The 19,862-nt window shown below is 63.1% G+C and carries 14 protein-coding genes; 10 read left to right on the top strand and 4 right to left on the bottom strand.

The window, feature by feature from the left end:
• Positions 1–188: 188 nt before the first annotated feature.
• The 3 genes from ABE528_RS15500 to ABE528_RS15490 are packed head-to-tail and all read left to right on the top strand — an operon-like array spanning position 189 to position 3,230.
• The gene (locus ABE528_RS15500) at positions 189–1,610 is read left to right on the top strand and encodes a PLP-dependent aminotransferase family protein (protein WP_346653407.1); all 1,422 of its coding nucleotides are present in this window, start codon (positions 189–191) and stop codon (positions 1,608–1,610) included.
• Between the two features lie 7 nt (positions 1,611–1,617).
• Positions 1,618–2,862 carry an FAD-dependent oxidoreductase gene (locus ABE528_RS15495; RefSeq protein WP_346653406.1) on the top strand — a complete coding sequence of 415 codons (1,245 nt, stop codon included), beginning with the start codon at positions 1,618–1,620 and terminating at the stop codon, positions 2,860–2,862.
• Between the two features lie 17 nt (positions 2,863–2,879).
• Entirely contained in the window at positions 2,880–3,230 is a 351-nt protein-coding gene (locus tag ABE528_RS15490) for a RidA family protein (protein ID WP_346653405.1), read from the top strand.
• 275 nt (positions 3,231–3,505) lie between these two features.
• On the opposite strand, the gene ABE528_RS15485 is transcribed toward ABE528_RS15490, so the two are convergent.
• The 3 genes from ABE528_RS15485 to ABE528_RS15475 form a co-directional block, all read right to left on the bottom strand.
• Positions 3,506–4,321 carry a sugar phosphate isomerase/epimerase gene (locus ABE528_RS15485; protein ID WP_346653404.1) on the bottom strand — a complete coding sequence of 272 codons (816 nt, stop codon included), beginning with the start codon at positions 4,319–4,321 and terminating at the stop codon, positions 3,506–3,508.
• Between the two features lie 23 nt (positions 4,322–4,344).
• Positions 4,345–5,397, bottom strand: coding sequence for a Gfo/Idh/MocA family oxidoreductase (locus ABE528_RS15480; RefSeq protein WP_346653403.1), 1,053 nt, complete (start codon positions 5,395–5,397; stop codon positions 4,345–4,347).
• Between the two features lie 139 nt (positions 5,398–5,536).
• Positions 5,537–6,313, bottom strand: a complete 777-nt coding sequence (locus ABE528_RS15475; RefSeq protein ID WP_152959220.1) for an IclR family transcriptional regulator — start codon at positions 6,311–6,313, stop codon at positions 5,537–5,539.
• 185 nt (positions 6,314–6,498) lie between these two features.
• On the opposite strand from ABE528_RS15475, the gene ABE528_RS15470 reads away from it, so the two are divergent.
• The 3 genes from ABE528_RS15470 (at position 6,499) to ABE528_RS15460 (ending at position 9,024) form a co-directional block, all read left to right on the top strand.
• Complete coding sequence (locus ABE528_RS15470) at positions 6,499–8,211, top strand: FAD-dependent oxidoreductase (protein WP_346653402.1); 1,713 nt, start codon at positions 6,499–6,501, stop codon at positions 8,209–8,211.
• Between the two features lie 104 nt (positions 8,212–8,315).
• Positions 8,316–8,702 carry a DUF202 domain-containing protein gene (locus tag ABE528_RS15465; protein WP_218572263.1) on the top strand — a complete coding sequence of 129 codons (387 nt, stop codon included), beginning with the start codon at positions 8,316–8,318 and terminating at the stop codon, positions 8,700–8,702.
• Entirely contained in the window at positions 8,695–9,024 is a 330-nt protein-coding gene (locus tag ABE528_RS15460; RefSeq protein ID WP_152959218.1) for a DUF202 domain-containing protein, read from the top strand. Before ABE528_RS15465 ends, ABE528_RS15460 begins: the two co-directional genes overlap by 8 nt.
• Positions 9,025–9,033: 9 nt before the next feature.
• Here the strand turns inward: ABE528_RS15460 and ABE528_RS15455 are convergent, their stop codons facing one another.
• Positions 9,034–11,892, bottom strand: a complete 2,859-nt coding sequence (locus tag ABE528_RS15455) for an HD domain-containing phosphohydrolase (protein WP_346653401.1) — start codon at positions 11,890–11,892, stop codon at positions 9,034–9,036.
• Between the two features lie 545 nt (positions 11,893–12,437).
• On the opposite strand from ABE528_RS15455, the gene ABE528_RS15450 reads away from it, so the two are divergent.
• From ABE528_RS15450 to ABE528_RS15435, 4 genes are all read left to right on the top strand, one after another.
• Complete coding sequence (locus ABE528_RS15450; RefSeq protein ID WP_346653400.1) at positions 12,438–15,623, top strand: T6SS effector BTH_I2691 family protein; 3,186 nt, start codon at positions 12,438–12,440, stop codon at positions 15,621–15,623.
• Positions 15,623–16,450, top strand: coding sequence for a DUF6708 domain-containing protein (locus ABE528_RS15445; RefSeq protein ID WP_346653399.1), 828 nt, complete (start codon positions 15,623–15,625; stop codon positions 16,448–16,450). Before ABE528_RS15450 ends, ABE528_RS15445 begins: the two co-directional genes overlap by 1 nt.
• Before the next feature lie 139 nt (positions 16,451–16,589).
• Positions 16,590–17,948, top strand: coding sequence for a Na+/H+ antiporter NhaA (gene nhaA / locus ABE528_RS15440; RefSeq protein WP_152956989.1), 1,359 nt, complete (start codon positions 16,590–16,592; stop codon positions 17,946–17,948).
• Between the two features lie 125 nt (positions 17,949–18,073).
• Positions 18,074–19,453 (top strand): 8-oxoguanine deaminase, encoded by a 1,380-nt coding sequence (locus tag ABE528_RS15435; RefSeq protein WP_346653398.1) that lies wholly within the window; start codon positions 18,074–18,076, stop codon positions 19,451–19,453.
• Positions 19,454–19,862: the final 409 nt, after the last annotated feature.

Below are 19,862 nucleotides of genomic sequence, written 5' to 3'. Positions count from 1 at the left end.
ACGGCTGATCTGTCATGGCGAATTCCTACCGTAGGGGTTCGTATTATTGTAATGCATGACAAGCAGTACAACTCGAAGCTATCAACCCATATTTATCTTGTCAATATCGTTTGTCATGGGTGACAATACAGGACAAGCCCAGCTCTTATCCTGCTGTGCACAGGATAAGCACAAGGAAAAATCAGGCCATGAGCCCATTCAAAGAGCTACTTGCTGCCCTAAAGACGGATACGCTGCTGCAGCGCGACAGCGCCGAAACACTCTACGCGCAACTGGCCTCCTCCCTTGCCGAAGCCATTCGCAGTGGCGCCCTGCGTCCGGGCGAACGGCTTCCACCCCATCGCGAGCTGGCCGGCGAACTGGGCATCAACATCACCACCGTGACCCGCGCCATGGCCGTGCTGCAGGAGCAAGGCCTGGTCGAGAGTCGTCCAGGCCGGGGCACCCAGGTTGCGGTGCCGCGCCAGGTGCAGGTGCAGTTCCAGTCGGCGCCAAGCGATGCCCCCGGCATGATCGACCTCAGCGTCAACCGCCCCGCTACCGATGATTACACCCAGGCTCTGGCCACCCTCCTGCCGCGCCTGGCCAGCGACCCGCGCTTTGCCGGGATGAAGGAGTATCACCCCTCCGAAGGCATGTCCTGGGCGCGAGAAGCCGCGGCGACCTGGTTGCGTGCACTGGATGTACCCGCTCAACCGAGCAATGTGGTGATCACCGAAGGGGCCCAGCACGGCATCGCCTGCATCTTGCGCGCCATGACAGTGGCAGGTGACACCGTGTTGGCCGACAGCATTACCTATCAGGGCATCAACGCCCTGTGCCGGTCATTGGGGCTGAACCTGGTTGGCGTAGAGGGGGATGAGCGAGGCATGAACCCTCGAGCCCTGGGCGAGGCTATCGCGACCTACGCACCACGGGTGCTGTTCCTCGTGCCGTCGATCCATAACCCGACCGCCATCACCCTCGACGCGCAACGTCGTGCAGAGCTCCTTGAAGTACTTGCACCGCACGACGAACTCTGGCTGATCGAGGACGATGTCTATCGCCCCTTGCTCGAGCGTAGGGACGAGACGTTCATGTTGCGCCGCCCTGCGCGGACGTTCTATGTCACCGCCCTCTCCAAATGCATCGCACCGGGCCTGCGCATCGGCTTCGTCGTCGCGCCGCCCGAACAGGTGCAGAACATCGCCACTACCTTGCGCATCGACTGCTGGAGCATTTCGCCGCTTAACGCGCTGATCGCGACACGCTTGATCGAGGATCGCGTCAGCGAGGCACTGATTGCCCATCAGCGCGAGGAGTTGCGCGAACGCCAGGCCTTGCTCGCAGAGCACCTCAAGGGCCTGCATTTCCAGGCCAGCGATGTTGGCACACATGCCTGGCTGCAGCTGCCTGAACCTTGGAGCGCGTCACGTTTCGCCCGCCTTTGCCGGGAGCATGGCGTCGGGCTACTGCCCGGCGGGGCGTTCAGCCTGCGCCATGACCAGTCGCCCAATGCGGTGCGCATCAACCTTTCCGCGGCCAAGTCGCGCGAGCAGCTCGTCCAGGCCCTGGACGTCATTGCCCGTTTCGCGCAGCAAGGCCATTTGCATATGTTCGACAGGGTCTGAAGCCTAGATGAAGATGCCAGAGCGTTGTGAAGTCGCTGTAATCGGTGCCGGTGCGGTTGGCGTTGCCACTGCCTTGTGGCTCCGCCGCCGGGGTTATCAGGTGGTGTTGCTGGAACGCGATGCGGTCGCTGCAGGTGCCTCCTATGGCAATGCGGGCACATTCGCACCCTACGGCTGCATGCCTATCGCACAACCTGGCCTACTGCGCGACATACCACGCCTGCTCTTCTCGGCGGACTCGCCCTTTGTGGTTCGGTGGTCTCGCCTGCCGCGTTTGCTGCCCTGGCTTGTCCGCTTCCTGAATCAGTGCCGGCCTCATCATTTCCAGCGCAACGCGACGGCCCTTGCACAATTGCTGCAACACACCTACGAAGGGTATGCACCACTGCTGGATGAGGCGCCTGTGGCCGAAAAGCACCTGCGCCATAAAGGCTGCATCTATGCCTACTCCAGCCTGGAAAGCCTGCGCGGCGCCGACGGCGGTTATGCGCTGCGTGACAGCTTCGGCATCCCTCAACAGCGCTTGAGCCGCGACGAACTCGAAGCACTTGAGCCCGCGCTCGCCGGCAAGACGGTCGGCGGCATCCTCTTCCCCAAATCCTCCCATCTGGATGATCCACAGCGGTTCTTCGAAGACTTGGCTGCGCCACTGCTGCACGACGGTACCCTGTGTTTCAGTACCGTGCAGCGCCTTGTTCGGCGCAGCAACGCACTGCAACTGGACTGCACCGATGGCCACAGCCTGCTCGCCGAACGCGTGGTGCTCTGCGGCGGAGCCTGGTCTGCCTCCCTCGCGCAGCAACTGGGCGATCGCATCCCGCTGGATACCGAGCGTGGCTACCATATCGAGTTCGACCTGGAAGATACCTTGCTCGAACGCCCCTGCTGCCCGGTCGAAAGCGCCTTCTACATGACTCCCATGGCGGGTCGCCTGCGCGTGGCCGGCACCGTGGAGCTGGGTTCAATCAATGACCCAGCCAACCCCCGGCGCTACGAGTACCTGGAGCAACGGGTACGCTGCGTGCTTGGCCTTCGCCAGCCAGTGGCGAGGCGCTGGCTGGGCTTTCGCCCGTCGCTGCCGGACTCGCTACCGGTCATTGGCGTCTCGCCGAACGAACCGCGCCTGATTCACGCCTTTGGTCATCAGCACCTTGGCTTGACACTGGCGGGGGTAACAGGGCAACTGGTAAGCCAACTCATCGAAGGAACAGCGCCTGCATGGCTCGACGCGTTTTCCTCACGCCGTTTCTGACCCAAGGAGATTGACCCATGACCATTCAGCGCAAACAGATCAACCCGCGCATGAGCCAGATCGTGATCCACCGCGACACTGTCTATCTTGCCGGCCAGGTCGGCGAGACCGGCCAGACGGTGGCGGAACAGACCCTAGAAGCCCTGGCGCGGGTCGATGCACTGCTCGATGAGGCCGGCACCACTCGCCAGCACCTGCTTCAGGCCATTATCTGGTTGGCCGACATGGCGGACTTTGACGAGATGAATACCGTATGGGATGCCTGGGTACCCAGCGGCCATGCACCGGCGCGAGCCTGCGGCGAGGCGAAGCTGGCAGATCCACAGCTGCTGGTGGAAGTGATCATTACCGCTGCCGTTCCCCAGTAATGTCACGTGGCGCCGGGCTTGCGACGAGCCCGGATGGCCACCGAAAGGCTCAAGTTTCGGAACTCCTGGAACGGTTGTTTCAGTCCTTGACGTCTGCTTTGGGTCGAAACCAGCCGTTCGAGAGTGATCGCTGTCAACCCATGGCAAACGCAACAAGGTTGGGGCCGCATCGTGCCCCGTCGCCGGCAAGCGCGGCTCCCACCCGCACAGCGCGCGCCTGGAAGTTAAAGAGCCGGCTGGTCGGCGGCGATCACGGGTGTAGCCGTGCCATGAGCTCAGACTCTAGCGAGTACGGCCTTGGCCTTCTCCAGCGCCATGCGCGCCCGCTGCTCACCACTGATGCCCTGCTCCATCAACTGCCGGGTGGGAATCTCCAGGCTCAAGGGCACGCTCGCCGGCAAGCCCCGCAACAGCCCCACCAGGTCGGCATCGCCCTCCCCCGGGAAACGCCGTTCATTGCGCGCCTGGCGCAGGATCTCGTCCATATCGGCCGGCACCGGGCCGGCGACATCGCACAACTGGGCATAACGCATGCAGTGCGCCGGCAACTGCGCCAGGTCGCCCAGCGAAGAACGCGAGCGGTTGAAATGGAAGGCATCGACCAGCACGCAGCCATTGGCCCGGTCGGCGTTGGCCGCCACGCGCATGGCCTGGCGCAGGTCGCGCACGTCGGTCCAGGGCATGAACTCCAGGTGCGGGTGGATGCCATAGCCGGCGGCCAGGTCGCACAGCTCGGCAAAGTGCGCGGTGAGGCGCGCTTCATCCGGGTCGTTGCCGGCCACCAGCAGCTCGGTACCGCCCAGTTCCGCACCGACCGCCAGGATCGCTTCGAAATCGGCCACGCAGGTGTCGGCCTTGAGGCGGAGGATTTCCAGGTCGAGCACCTTGATGCCGGTGTCACGCAGGCGCGCCTGGGTCTGCCGGCGTAGGCCGGCGTCAGCCACCAGCGGGAAGTGCTGCTCCTGCTCGGTGGCCGGCACCAGGCGCAGGCCCACATGGCTGTAGCCGGCGCGGGCGGCGGCTTCCACCATGTCTGGCGGGGACAGTTCGAGTACCGTCAGGGCGGCGAGGGAAAAAACTCGGTCGGTCATGTCATTTACCTAAGGGCGGGAAATCAGTCGATCAGTTCTGGCGCACAGGCCCGGCCGGTTTCGGCGGCCTGGCGAATCGCTTCGATCAGGGCCAGGGTGCGGCCTCCATCGGCGGCATCGATCAACGGCGCTTCAATGCCCTGGGCGACGCGGATGAAGTGCTGCAACTGCAAGGTCAGCGCCTCGCCTGCGGGGATGGCTTCCTCGCTTTGCAGCAACGGTGTGTGCCAGCCAGAACCAGCCTCGGCGTAATGCCAGCGCTTGAGCTGCGGAATGCTCAGCGCGCCCTGGGTGCCAGCCAGCAGGTAGCAAGGCTGACCGTCCTGGCGCGGATAGACCGGGCTTTCGCCGGAGTCCAGTTCCCAGCTCCACGGCGCAGCCACCGCGTCGGAACCGGTCAGGCTGCCCAGCGCGCCGTTGGCGAACTGCAGCAGTACCGCGGCGCTGTCTTCGTTGGCGAAGCCGCGCACGTCGTTGCGGGTGAATGCCTGCACCTGCACCACCTCGCCACACAAGTGGCGCAGCAAGTCGAGGTCGTGGATCAGGTTGGTGAGCAGAAAGCCCGCCCCCGGCTCACGGCGCCAGGGCGTTTCGAAGTAGCTGTCGGGCTTTTGCAGCTGCCACAGCGCGGTGACATTGATCAGCCGGCCCAGCTTGCCTTCGCTGATGACCTGATGGGCCTTGGCGATCAGCGGGTTGTGCCGCCGGTGATGGCCGACCAGCACCGGCACGCCACGGCGGCGCGAGGCCTCGACCAGCTTGCGCACTTCATCCAGGTGCACGCCCACCGGTTTTTCCACCAGCACCGGTACACCGGCCTCGACGCAATCCAGGGCGCAGGCCACGTGCAGGTTGTTGGGGTTGGCGACGATCACCGCATCGGGCCTGGCCTGCTCGAGCATCTGCCGGTGATCGGCGAAGCAGGCAACCCCGCATTCGGCGGCAAACGCCTCGGCCTGAGGGCCCGGGTCTGCCACGGCGCACAGCTGGGCTTGCGGCAGCCGGCGCAGGTGCTGGTAATGTTGGCGGCCCATGATGCCGGCACCGATCAGGGCGATTCGTAGGGGTGAGTTCAATGCACTGTCCTCTTATCGTTATTGTGGTTTCGATTATGAAACCAAGTTCCACAATCGACACTGCACAATGTAGAACCAAGTTCAGCTTTTCAGAACGACCCACCCCACAGACTGTGCGATTACCGACCAGAAATGCACTTCAGGCGAACAGTTCGCTCGCCCTGCTGGCCGCCGACAGCTCTTCTGCCGCCGCCAGCAGCAGCGGCGCCAGCTCTGCCAGCCGGGTTTGCGCCAGGCGGGCGCTGGGGCCGGCAACGCTGAGCACGCCGATCACTTCGTCGCTCTGCGGGCGACGCACCACGGCGGCCAGTGCTGACGTGCCGATGGCCGAGGTCTGCTCGACCCAGGCATAGCCGCGTTCACGGGCGCGGTGCAGGTAGGCCAGCAGTTCATCGGTCGAACGGGGTGCATTGGGGCCGAACTGGGCCGGGTCGGCAATGCCCTGGCGCAACACCATCTGCAGCGCTTCTTCATCGCTCAGGCTGGCCAGCCAGGCATGCCCGGAGGCGGTATAGAACAGTGGCGCGTCACGCCCCATGTCCGGGTCATAACGCAGCCCGGAACGGGCCCCCTGCGACTTGGCGATCCAGGTCTGGCGGTGGCCTTCGATTACCCCCAGGCGCACCAGTTCGCCGCTGTCCTGGGCCAGGCGATCGAGAATCGGCTGAATGATGTCGGCACCGCTGCTGGACAGGTAGCGAAAGCCCATCGCCACCAGCTTGGCCGACAGCTGATAGCGGCTGTTGTCGCGGTTCTGCCGCACGTAACCCAGGCGCACCAGTTCGGTGAGCATGCGGTGGGCGGCGCTCTTGGGAATGTCCAGGCGCTCGGCCAGGGTTTGCAGCGGCAAGCCGTGTGGTTCACCGGTGAGGCTTTCTACAAGACTGAAGGCGCGTTCGATCTGACTACCAGCCATGACACGTATCCCTGAAAATTTGCCGAATTCTAGAAGATGATTCCATGCAGTCGATAGTCATTGCAGCCTCCACGCATTGAAGTGTCCGGTTATCGACCAGAAGTTGGCGCTTGGCCTTGCAGTACCCTCGGCGTGCAAAGACTATTGTGGAATCGTGTTCCAATAATAATGCAGGAGATACCGCAATGCCCGCCGAACCCATCCCAAGCGACTGCGACGTACTGGTCATCGGCTCCGGCGCGGCCGGCCTGGCAGCGGCGGTCACGGCCGCCTGGCACGGGCAGAAGGTCATCCTGGTGGAGAAAGACCCCGTGCTCGGCGGCGCCACCGCCTGGTCCGGCGGCTGGGCCTGGGTGCCGCGCAATCCGCTGGCCCGGCGCGCTGGCATCATCGAGGACATCGAGCAGCCGCGTACCTACCTGCGCAACGAACTGGGCAGCTATTACGACGCCGAGCGTATCGACGCATTCCTCGAAGCCTGCCCGCACATGGTCGCCTTCTTCGAGCAGCACACGGCCCTGCAGTTCGCCGACGGCAACGGCATCCCCGACATGCATGGCGACACACCCGGCGCCGCCCTCGGTGGCCACCAGGTGATTGCCGCGCCCTACGATGCCAGTCAGCTCGGGGCGCTGCTGCCGCGCCTGCGCAAGACCCTGCGCGAGACCTCGTTCATGGGCATGCCGATCATGGCCGGCGCCGACCTGGCCGCCTTCCTCAACATGACCCGCTCGCCGCGCGCGTTGCTGCATGTGTGCAAACGCTTCGCCCGCCACCTCTACCACCTGGCCCGCCATGGCCGGGCGATGCACCTGGTCAATGGGGTGGCGCTGGTGGCACGGCTGGCGAAGTCGGCTGACGACCTGGGCGTGCGGATGTTCGAGTCGACGGCGGCCAAGGGCCTGCTGATGGAAGACGGCAAGGTGCTGGGGGCGGTGGTTGCAACCGCGCAAGGCGAACGGGCGATCCGCGCCCAGGCCGTGGTGCTGGCCGCAGGCGGCTTCCCCAACGACCCGGCACGTCGCCAACAGCTGTTCCCGCGCGATGCCAGCGGCCACGACAACCTTGCCCTGCCCCCACAGGCCTGCTCCGGCGATGGCCTGCGCCTGGGCGAATCAGCCGGTGGCGTGGTGGCCAGCGACCTCAAGTCGCCCGTAGCCTGGGCGCCGGTGTCGAAAGTGCCGCACCGCGACGGCAGCGTCGGCCACTTCCCGCACATCATCGAGCGCGGCAAGCCGGGCATCATCGGTGTACTCGCCAACGGCAAGCGCTTCGTCAACGAGGCGCATGGCTATTACGACTATGTATCAGCCATGGTCGCCGCCGTGCCGGAGGGTGAGGAAGTCTGCTCATGGCTGATCTGCGATCACCGCTTCCTGCGCCGCTTCGGCCTCGGCCACGCACGCCCGGCGCCCCTGCCGGTGGGGCCGCACCTGCGCAGCGGCTACCTGAAGCGCGGCACCACCCTGGAACAGCTGGCGCAGGCGTGCGGCATCGACCCCGCCGGGCTGAGCACCACGGTCGCCGAATTCAACCGGCATGCGCGCCAAGGCCAGGACCCGGCCTTCGGCCGTGGCTCGACCCCGTTCAACCGCAAACAGGGCGACCCGCTGCACAAGGGGCCGAACCCCTGCGTGGCGCCCATCGAGCAAGGGCCGTTCTATGCGGTGAAGGTACAGCCCGGCTGCTTCGGCACCTTCGCTGGCCTGCGCACCGACGGCCACGCCCGCGTGCTGAACGATGCCGGCCAGCCGATCAGCGGCCTGTACGCGGCCGGCACCGACATGGCCAGCGTGTTCGGCGGCTGGTACCCGTCCGGCGGCATCAACCTGGGGCCGGCGCTGACCTTCGGCTACGTCGCCGGGCGGCATATCAGCGGCGTAACCGAGTACGAGTAGCATCAGTGGGTGGCGAACCATGGACATTGACAGGGTTTGCCACTCAAACTGAGCCAGCCGCAAAAAGAGCGACCACCGACCTTATCCGAGGAGGACGACTGCACTTGAACAAGAACACCGAGCCCTCACGCGGCTGGCTGGCCAGCAAACTCCTCGCCGACGGCCAGGAACCGGACCCGCGCTTTACCCTGGCCAACGAGCGCACCTTCCTGGCCTGGATCAGGACCGCGCTGGCGCTGCTGGCCAGCGGCATCGCCGTGGACATGTTCACCGCCGAGATCTTCAGCCCCGGCACCCGCCGCCTGCTGGCGGTGGCGTTGATCAGCCTGGCCTTGTTGCTGAGCCTGCCGGCCTTTGTCCGCTGGCTCAATGTCGAACGGGCGATGCGCCAGAAGCGCCCGCTGCCGTTCCCGCTGATCGCCCCGGCGCTGTCGATCGGCGTGTCGCTGGTGATGGCGTTCTTTGCCTATGCGGTGTTCTTCCATGCCTGACCCTCAACTCGCCCACGCCGATGACGGGTTGCAGCCGGAACGTACGCTGCTGGCCTGGCGCCGGACCATCCTGGCGATGGTCGTGTGCAGTTGTTTCTTCCTGCGCTGGGTGCCGCACCACCGCTGGCTGGCCGTGGCACCGGCGGTGCTTTGCCTACTGGCCGCGGGTGCCGCCTGGCTGCGCTTGCGGCGCAGCTACCAGCGCCATGTGACCGGCCTGCAGGCCGAGACCATCGCCTCTGGCATCACGGTGAACCTGCTGCTGGCGGTGTGCGTTACCGCGCTGTGCGCGGTCGAGCTGGCCGCGATCCTGGCCTGGTAACCTGGGCCCTTAGAACTGCGCCAGCCAGTAGGCCACGTCCACCTCGTCGATCTGGTCATCGCGCAGGAAGCGCCCGGCGTACTCCCTATGTACCCCGCTGCTGAGGAACAGCCGCAGCAGCTGCCCATCGATGTGGTTGTCACGGGCCATGGACACCAGGATCTTCACTGACTCGGACAAGGTTTTCGCCGCCTTGTATGGCCGGTCCGCAGCCGTCAGCGCCTCGAAGATATCGGCAATGGCCATCACCCGCTCGGCAATCCCCAGGTCATCCTTGCCCAGCCGCCGCGGGTAGCCGCCGCCGTCCATCTTCTCGTGGTGGTTGCCGGCGATGTTCGGCACACGTCGCAGCTGATGCGGGAACGGCAGCGCAGTCAGCATGATGATGGTCTGCACGATGTGTTCGTTGATCTTGAAGCGCTCCTCATCGTTCAGCGTGCCACGGCGGATCGACAGGTTGTACAGCTCGCCATGGTTGCTGGCATTGGCCGGCAGGCGCATGTCGAAGCCCCAGACGTTGCGCGGGTCGCCCTTGGCCACTGGCGGCTTGCGCGGCCCCCAGGGCACCTGGTGGTCAGGGCGGTCGGCCAGCAGCGGCTCAGCCACCGGCAAGGGCGCGGGTGCGGCACCGGCATGGCGCTGCGCCTCATCGTGGGAAATGCCCAGGCGGTTGTCGAAATGCCGCAGCCAGCGGCGCTGGCCAATACGCTGCAGGCGCTCGACATCTTCATCCTGCATGAACTCGCCACCGATATTGGCCTTGGCGACGAAGGCGAAATCGTCCTGCAACTCGGCGCGGCATTGCTCCAGCACTCGTTGCAGCGCCGCTTTGTCCGCGCCCGCCGCCAGGCCTTGCCAGTAGGCCAGCTCGGCGTCGCGCCAGAGCACCTCGAAGCGCATGCGGATTTCATGGATGCGGTTGTACAGGGTCTCCAGCTTGGTCGCCTTGTCCACCACGTATTCGGGGCTGGTGACCTTGCCGCAATCGTGCAGCCAGGCGGCAATGCGGAATTCGTAACGCTCGGCCTCGCTCATGGTGAAATCGGCATAGGGGCCGCTGTCGGCCTGGACGGCCTTGTCCAGCAGCATCTGCGCCAGTTGTGGCACCCGCTCGCAATGGCCACCGGTATAAGGGCTCTTGGCATCGATGGCGTCAGCCAGCAGCTTGATCATCGCGTCCAGCAGGCGCTTCTGGGCTTCGACCAGCTGGCGCGTCTCGATGGCCACGGCAGCGGCACCGGACAATTCTTCGACGAAGCGGCGGAACGGCTCGCCGACTTCGGTGGGCATTTGCTGCAATTCAAGAACAAGGACGCCTAGCAGCTCCTGAGCACGGTCTTTGAGCACCAGCGCCAGGCTGCGCCCGCCCAGCCCCAGGGCCTGGGTAACCGTAGCGGCCAGGTCGCGATGCTCGGCTTCGCCCACCGCCAGCGTTTCAGGGTAGCCACTGCCCCGGCACGCGGCGGCCAGGCGCAGGTGGGCGCGCTCATCATCAAACAGGTACACCGCGCCCGCGCTGACCCCGGCTGCGTCCACCAGATGGCTCAACACGCCATCGAGCATGCGCTCCAGCTGGCTCTCCCGGCTCAAGGTCAGGGTGATTGCCTGGAAGCTGCGGATGGTGCCAGACATGCGGCTGAGCACGCGGCTCAGCTCCTTCACCTCAGACACCCGCGATGCCACCCCTACTTGGCGGCTGAAATCAAAATCGGCCAGGCCACGCACCTGTTCGGCCAGCTGATGCAGCGGACGCCCGATGCGCTGGCCGAGCAAGCCACCCAGCAGCAACAACACGGTCATCAGCATGGCTGTCCATAGCATCTGCCGGAACAGCACTTCGCGTGCGCTTGCCAGCAGCTCCTGAGCCGGTACGGCGATCAACACCTGCAGGTCCTGCCCGGCCAGGTTGGTCAGCTGCACGCGCATGCCGTACCAAGTGGCACCGTCCACCTCATACACCTCGGGTCGAGTGCCGTGGGGCAGATGGTTGTAGATCTGCAGCAAGCTGGGGATACCCAGTTCGGCTACCCGCGACAGGCGCACCGACTCGCCTTCATGCACGATGACCCGCTGCAGGTCCGGGTAGGCGACGACGCTGCCTTGGTCATCGATGACCACAATCTCGGTGCCGGGGGTCATGCGCAGGTCGCGGGTTTCGCTGGCCAGGTCATCGACCGAGACATCCATGCCGAGCACCGCTGCGCCGTCAACGCTGCGCTGGGCCAGGGTCATGCCGATTTCGCGGGTGGTGAAAAACACGTAGGGACGGTTCAGCACCGTGCTGGCCTGCGCCGAGGCCTCGGCGAACCAGGGCCGTGTGCGCGGATCATAGTGATAGTCCGGCATGGCTTGGCGCTTGAGCAGGTTCAGTGCGGGGTCATAGAAGCGCCACTCGCCCACCCGAGCCCCACCCTCGCCCAGGCTGACACTCTGCACCAGGAAGCGGGTGCCGGGTGGCGCGGCAAAGCGCTCCAGCAGCTGCGGGTCGCGCAAGCGGCGCACCAGCAGGAATTCACCATTGGGGTAGCCGACATAGGCGGTGCTGAGCATCTTGTTGGCCTTCAGGCTCTCGACCAGTTGCGGCAGCCGCTCCAGGCGCTGGTCCAGCGTGACCGCAACCGGGTTGAAGGCTAGCAGGCGGATGCTGCTCTGCGCCGGGTCGACCAGGCGCCGGGCACGTTCGTCGATGGTCTTGCCGACTTGCTGCGCGGCATCGCCTGCGGCGGCCACCAAGGCCTGGCTGATACCGTGATAGCCCTGCCAGGCCAGGCCGGCGCCGAGCACCAGCATGCCCAGCATGATGGCCATCGCCACCAGCATTTGCAGGGGAATACCCCGCCTGGCGTGGCTCATGGCTGGTGGCTCCATGAACGCCCGATGCACTCCCCGTTCGCCCACAGGCGACCTGCCGACCCGGCAGCACGACCCAGCAACACGCAGCCCATCCGCAGCATTCCTTGTGTGGCGACTTCAACAGTGTAATCAGTCAAAACGAACATGCCGGGCGGAGGTAGCACGCTGGCAGCTAGGCATGCGCGATAGTGGCACGGAGACATTACCGAATTCAATGTTCAGGCATGCCCGGCTTGGCTTTTTTTGGAGCGGCATTACCGGGGCGTCGGACCGCTCGGAAAGGGCTGCGCAGCGGACCCTGCAATCGTAAATAAAGCAGGAATTACTGAAGCTAACTCAAGCAAGCGGTTTGTTTGCTACCCATTTAATGCTCGAAATATTAAGTTTTGAAATATGTAGATTAAAACAACAGAAAACTTACCCTTCAGGTAACTTTTCCTACAACATTTTAGGACGTAGAAAGTTCCACAACGAAGTGATTCCTCGCTAGTGTTTTGGCCTCAGCTTAGTTCCACAGGCTGACTCCGAATACCAATCAGAGTTGCAAACGAGGACTTTCCATGGGCTTCAGTCAAAACGTTGCCAACTTGATCGCCGAAACCGACTTTCTCCTCACCCCTTGCAAAGCATGCCAGCGCCAAGGCCTGCCCATCCTTCCCCTGCGCCGCGCCGTGGTTCCCGATACCCGTCCGGGCAGTGACCCTGCCACGCAAACCCGGATGGGTCTGCGCACCTTGCGCAGCGGTTATCTCTATGTGCTGCTCGACCAACGCATCTGGCACGCCTACGAAGTCACCGCGCAAGGCCACCTGCGCCGCTTTCTGCCCTACGAGCCAAACCCTGGGCCGCCACCGTCGCTGCCCGAGCACTGCGTGCATGAAAACCACGACATCCCGTCGTCCTTCCTCAACATTGATACCGATACCTACGGCTCGGCCTGGCTGGCCTTTTCCAGCGATCCCTGGCCGGCCAGCGTGCTTGATGCCTACAAGAACGGCCAAGCGCCTGCGCAGCGCTTCGAGGGCCTGGACCTGATCCAGGCGCGCAAGCACCCCGAACTGCTGGGCCTGGCCATGACCCCGGACAACCTCCAGGTCGACCACCAGGTGTTCGAATATGCCCAGCAATTGAACGGGCCGTTCGACAGTGCCCATGGTTTCCACAGCCGCTTCCTGCGCAAGACTGCCCTGCGCGGTTACCTGGTCAACGCCATGGCCCGGTACCAGCTGGAAAACGGCGTGCTGGCGGTCGTGCTCGACGACACCGTCGGGTTGATCCAGGAGTACAACCACCAGCGCCTGAACTGGGTGGTCAAGCGCCAGGCCTGGCGCGAAGATCCACTGCGCGCTTATCAACTGCAGACGTCGCAGATATTGCAGATCATCCGCGCTACCCAGCGTGAGTGGGCGGCGCGGAAGGTGTTCACGTTCGAAGCACAGACCGGTGACGGGCCGCCAGTGTTCACCGATCCCGAGATACAGCGCCAGCCGGTGGTCGAGATGCGCCAGCAAGAGAGCGACGAAAAGCTCGAGGAACGCTATGACGAACCCCGGCGTGCGGCGTTCCAGGCCGAATACAATCAAGAAGAAGCCCGGTTCCAGGCCTACATCGACGGGCATGCCGGCACCTACGCAAAACTCTGCGAGAGCGCGGCCTTCGCACTTATCGAGCGGCACGACTACGACGGACGGGACCGCGAATCGGGCATCGCCTACAGCAAGACCATGGCTGCCTGCCTCACCGGCGGCATCACCGAAGCACCTACTGCCAGCGCCGAACCATCCTTTCCAACCCCCGGCACCAGCGAAGCGCTGTGGCTGAAGTGGCTGCAAGACCCGAACAGCCCACCGTACCGCGCGTTGATGCTACGTGATGCCCCGCTGATGGCAGCGCTGCTGCCTAGCTTCTCGCCGACCGAGCCGACCAACTGGAACGACAGCGAAAAGCTCTACAACGCCCTGAGCAAACTCATCGCCAGTGATGACATCGGCTTCAAGCTGCGTGACTCACTCAAGCAGGCAATCACTGAACTGCAGGGCTCGCTCAACGCCGCCAGCCAGCGTCTGCAAACGCTGCTCGACCCAGGCATTCAGCAGGCCGTGCGGCACCTGAACAGTGCCAGTCAGCGGGTCTACAACGGCGTGCACCTGATCGAGCTGCAGGTGCAGATGAAGCTAGGCGAGTACTACGCCTTGCAGAGTGCGCACCTGCGAGAAATGCAGAACAGCGCCAGTCAGAAACTGGCCGAGGCGCGGGCAGAGATGATGCCGACTCTCGACGAACTGAAAGCGGGCGTGCAGAACGAAGCGCGCAAGGTCAAACCGATCATCCAGACCGGCCTGCTGAGCCTGGCCGTACTCGACCCGAAAGTGGCGCACAGCGTGATCCAGGTCAGCGTCTGGGTCGAGGGTACGGCGCATGAGCTGCATGAACGATTGGCCAAGGAGTTAAAGCTCAATGTCAATCAGCTGAATGATGCCGCGAAGATGGCGTTGGTGGACATTACGGTTGCGGCGGGAACGCTGGAGCTGGATGCGCGCAGGACACTGAATGGCATGAAAATCAGTGCTGGGCAGGCTTCACAGTTGGTGAGTGACAGTTTTACGGGACTGCGAGGAACGGGAAAAGGCTGGGAATTGCTGCTGTCCCTGGGCGGACTGTATTTATTGAACGATAGCCTTGGCAAGAATCTGAAGAGAGCGGAACAGGCGATGGGACCGAAGGCCGATGAAGCCATGCTGGCGCTGTACGGAGCAAAGCTTGGAATTATCGGTGGAGGTATAGAGTTGGTTGGGCTTCTGATGCCACGCAAGGCAAGCACAAACAGTCAGATGTCTCTTGGCCGTAACATTGCCAGAATTGGCGGCGTACTTAATGCTGCAGCAGGTATTTTTGAGGCTGCGCAGGCATTGACTGCTTACGACCGCACTAAAAAAACCGGAGATAAAACGGCTGCCAGGCATTATGCTTTCGCTTCACTGGCTAGTTTAGCTGCCGCTGTCGCAGGTACCTTGGGAGTGTTCAACCCACTGGCGCTAAAAGCCATAGGAGTCGCCATCATATCCAGCTTGGCTGCATACATATTCAACAAGATAGCCGAGAAGAACGAGTCAACCGCATTGGAGTTATGGGCTCGCCGTTGTTATTTCGGCCATGCTGATGAAACACCTCGCACACACTGGAATTCTCCAAACCACGCAGACATAGCGCTTGCAGCGCTAAACGCAGCGACACTGGGTGCAACGGGCGGACTGAGGTTTGACACCGTCATTGCAAGCGAACTCAGCAACTCCAAAATTGGAGTACCCATTGACCTGCAGAGTTTCTTGAGATTCCAGATAACACTCCCCAATTTCAACAATTCATCCGCTGGCTATCAATGGGCAGTCCTGATCCACAGACACGGCGACGGCGCCCCTCCCCATTACACTGGCGGCGAAGTTGTCGCGTCAAAAGAACACTTCCCTCCAGCACTTACGCCCGCCGCCTCAAAGAGGGCTTCGCTAAATCCCTCAAAATCGACAAACAAAGCCGATTACAAACTTGAAAGCTTGGAAATAACAGAGAGCCATCAACCTCTCCAACCCAGCGCCAACCACTCGATAAAAACCTTTACTGGGCAAATCGAACTAACTCAAGACACAGGTAGACACAACATCCTGTCAGCCTCCTTGACTATTACTTACTGGCCGGACCGCAGCATCCCTGAGGCCTATGCCGAGTTCGCGCTCCAGGAGAATAAATAATGGAAAAGCCTGATCGAGACCTGGGCTGGAAGTACGATCTACCCGTCCCTAATGCCGAAGCGGCCATTGACTCTAGAATCAAAAAGCCACCCCGCGATTTAACCGACATGAATGAAAACTACCTCGAATTATCCCGAGTTTCCTTGAAACTAAGAGGTGGTTGGATTGCCTTGGGCGTGGTGACATCAATGATGACCCTGTACTTCACAATCAGTTATTTCAGCCACTTCCCGCTCAAGCTAAATCCAGCAGGACTAAAAGAGCTCTCTTGGTATATTTTTTTTCACGCCTGTATCTTTTGCCTCCTCACTCCTTACATCCGAACGGATCTTGGTTTCCCCAAAAATGAACCCATCCGCTTCAACAGGCAACGCCGCAAGGTCTATTTTTATCAGTACAGATTCGAGCTCCTCAATCCCTTTGGCAGAAAAAACTGGGGGGTGAAGCCCGTCGCGTATGACTGGGATGACCTCACTCTCGAGGCCTATCGAATTTATGCTCCCGGTTACGGCGGGATCAAGGAAGAAGTGAAGATCTCGATCTGCAAACCCGGCACCAACGAAGTAATCGACCGCGTCTTCTTTACCGACGATATAGAGGAAGGCGAGCAGTACTGGGCCATCGTCAGGCTATTCATGCAACAAGGCCCCGAAGCAATTCCCAACTTCCTCCACCCTTCCAGTAATAAGGATGAAATCCCGAGTCCGAACACTGAGGGAAAAATAGTTTTCCGTAACCCGTTCGACCGCCTGGCCCCCGAGGTCAATTGGCCCGCCGAAATGGACCTGGAATCCCGCACCGCTCCCGCTCAAGCCGAGCAACCATGAAACCCGCCGGCCCTGACGGTATCGCTTGGCCTCCACGCTTGCACCCGCTAAAATCCCCCGCGGGTGCTAGCTGCAAGGTGCAGTGAAGCAGGTTAATAGAACAACGCCGGTCGGGCCGCCTGCGGGAGTTCTTGCGCCTATGCAAAAAACACATCTTTCCCGCGCCCAGCGCCTGGCCCAACGCGCCTTTGCCAATTTCGAGCGTTTCCTGCACATCGAAGCGGTCAGCGGCATCGTCCTGCTGATCACCGCCGTCGCGGCGCTGATCTGGGCCAACTCCCCAGCTGCCGCCAGCTATGACGCCCTCTGGCACACGCCGATCAGCTTCGGCATCGGTTCGCTGAGCTTCTCGCAATCGCTGCACTTCTGGATCAACGATGGCCTGATGACCATCTTCTTCCTTGTGGTGGGCATGGAGATCCGTCGCGAAATCCACGAAGGTGCCCTGTCCAGCCTGCGCCAGGCCACACTGCCCATGGCCGCTGCAGTCGGTGGCGTCGCCGTCCCCGCACTGATCTACCTGGCCTTCGGCCATGCGCCGGCCGAGCAGCAAGGCTGGGCGGTGCCGACGGCCACTGACATCGCCTTCGCAGTCGGCGTGCTGGCTCTGCTGGGCAAGTCGATCCCGTCCAACATCCGGGTATTCCTGCTGGCGCTGGCGATCATCGATGACATCATTGCCGTGCTGATCATCGCCATCTTCTACTCCGGTGGCCTCGACTACAGCGGCTTCGGCGTGGCTGCCATCGGCCTTCTGCTGGTGGTCGGACTGCAGAAGATCGGCGTCGGCTCGGCCTGGGCCTATATCATCCCCGGTACCATCACCTGGGTTGGCATGCTGATGACCGGTGCCCACCCGACCCTGGCCGGTGTGATCCTCGGCCTGATGACCCCAGTTGCCGCCATGCCGTTGGGCGAGCGCCCGCTGGATGCGATCTCGCGCTTCACCAACGACCTGCTCGGCCGCGCCAAGGCCCCGGAGCAGGACACCGGCGACCTGAGCGCCCCGCTCAAGCGCCTGCGTCTGGCCCAGCGTGAGCTGGTACCACCGGTGACCCGTGTGGGCGGCGCCCTGCACCCCTGGGTGGCGTACGCAATCATGCCGCTGTTCGCCCTGGCCAACGCCGGTGTGGGCCTGTCGGGCATCGACCTGTCCGCCGAGGCGCCGCACTGGGTGATGATGGCGGTGGCCGTGGCGCTGGTGGCTGGCAAGCCGCTGGGGATCATCGGCGTCAGCTGGCTGATGGTGCGCCTGGGCTGGTGCAGCCTGCCAGCCCAGGTCAACTGGCGCGGCATCACCCTGATTGGCCTGCTGGCCGGCATCGGCTTCACCATGTCGATCTTCATTGCCAACCTGGCCTACAGCGACCCGGCCTCGCTGGGCGCGGCCAAGCTCGGCGTGCTGTCGGGCTCGGTGATCGCTGCCGTGCTGGGCCTGGCCTGGGGCGTCACGGGCCTGCGCAAAGGCGCCAGCAAGGCGCCTGTGCAAGCGGGTTGAAAGAGATCGGGGCCTGCGGGCCCCGGCATTTTCTTGTATACAAAAATTTCAAACTTTGCTTACATGCATGTCTGTGCGCCTACGACATCGGCAATCGTCGCTGCGTATTGCGCCAGGCACATGCCATGCAAGCTTCTCAGCAACACTCCCCCAAGACCCTCCTGGTCAAGAACGCCGCACTATTGGTCACCATGGACGGCGAACGCCGCGAGATCAAAGGCGGCGGCCTGTACATCGAAGACAATGTGATCAAGCAGGTCGGCCCCAGCGACACGCTGCCGCAGCACGCCGACTTGATCCTCGACATGGCCGGCAAGGTGGTCATCCCGGGCCTGGTCAACACTCACCACCACATGTACCAGAGCCTCACCCGCGTGGTGCCGGCGGCCCAGGACGGTGAGCTGTTCAACTGGCTGACCAACCTGTACCCGATCTGGGCGCGGCTGACCCCTGAAATGATCTCGGTTTCGACCCAGACGGCCATGGCCGAGTTGATCCTCTCTGGCTGCACCACCTCCAGTGACCACCTGTACATCTACCCCAACGGCTGCAAGCTCGACGACAGCATCCATGCTGCTGGCGAAATCGGCATGCGCTTCCACGCTGCCCGCGGCAGCATGAGCGTGGGCCGCAGCCAGGGTGGCCTGCCGCCTGATTCGGTGGTGGAGAAGGAAAGCGACATCCTCAAGGAGTCGCAGCGCCTGATCGAGGACTACCACGATGCCAGCCATGGCTCGATGCTGCGTGTGGTGGTGGCGCCCTGCTCGCCGTTTTCGGTCAGCCGTGACCTGATGCGCGAAGCCGCGGTGCTGGCGCGCAACTACGGCGTATCGCTGCACACTCACCTGGCCGAGAACGTCAACGACATCGCCTACAGCCGCGAGAAGTTCGGCATGACCCCGGCCGAATATGCCGAGGACCTCGGCTGGGTTGGCCACGACGTGTGGCACGCTCACTGCGTGCAGCTTGACCAGCACGGCATCGAGCTGTTCGCCCGCACCGGCACCGGCGTCGCCCACTGCCCGTGCTCGAACATGCGCCTGGCCTCGGGCATCGCGCCGATCCGCAAGATGCGCGACCACGGCGTACCGGTGGGCCTGGGCGTCGATGGCTCGGCCTCCAACGACGGTGCCAGCATGATCGGCGAAGTGCGCCAGGCACTGCTGCTGCAGCGCGTGGGCTTTGGCCCTGACGCGATGACTGCCCGCGAAGCCCTGGAAATCGCCACGCTGGGCGGCGCCAAGGTGCTCAACCGCAACGACATCGGTGCCCTGGCGCCGGGCATGATCGCCGACTTCGTCGCCTTCGACCTGGGCCATGTGGCCTATGCCGGCGCCCTGCACGACCCATTGGCGGCCCTGGTGTTCTGCACCCCGACCCACGTCGATACCAGCGTGATCAATGGCCGCGTGGTGGTGCAGGATGGCCGCCTCACCACCATCGACCTGCCCCGCGTGCTGGAACGCCACAACCAGTTGGCCTACCAGCTCGTCAGCGGCGACTGATTCCACCAGTAAGTACTCTGCTTTTGCTCTGCTTTTGCTCTGCTTTTGCTTTGCTTTTGCTTTGCTTTTGCTTCTAAGCGCGCGGTAGTTCAGCAAACGCCGAATGCGACTTCAGGAGGCCGAGCGCAGGTCTTGCGGAGGGAGGTGACGGGCATGGATGCCCGTCAAGCGCTGCGGCCCAGGATGGGCCGTTCAGCGCGGTCCTCCCGGGAGCAAGGCCGGAGTGAGGGGACCCCGGAGCGCAGCGTAGGGGCCGGATGATGGGAGCCAGCGTTTTTTGGTTACTTTTTGTCGCGTTCCCCCCGTGTCAGCCTACCTGTCGCCTCTATTGATTGACTCAATCATCCAAGGGGGCGAAGGTGCAAGGTAATGAAAAAGCGTTATGACTCTGAGTTCAGAGACTGGGCTG

Origin of the sequence: Pseudomonas sp. TWI628 (genome assembly GCF_039673865.1) — a bacterium.
Classification (GTDB): Bacteria; Pseudomonadota; Gammaproteobacteria; order Pseudomonadales; family Pseudomonadaceae; genus Aquipseudomonas.
This window is presented reverse-complemented; position numbering and strand designations above follow the sequence as displayed.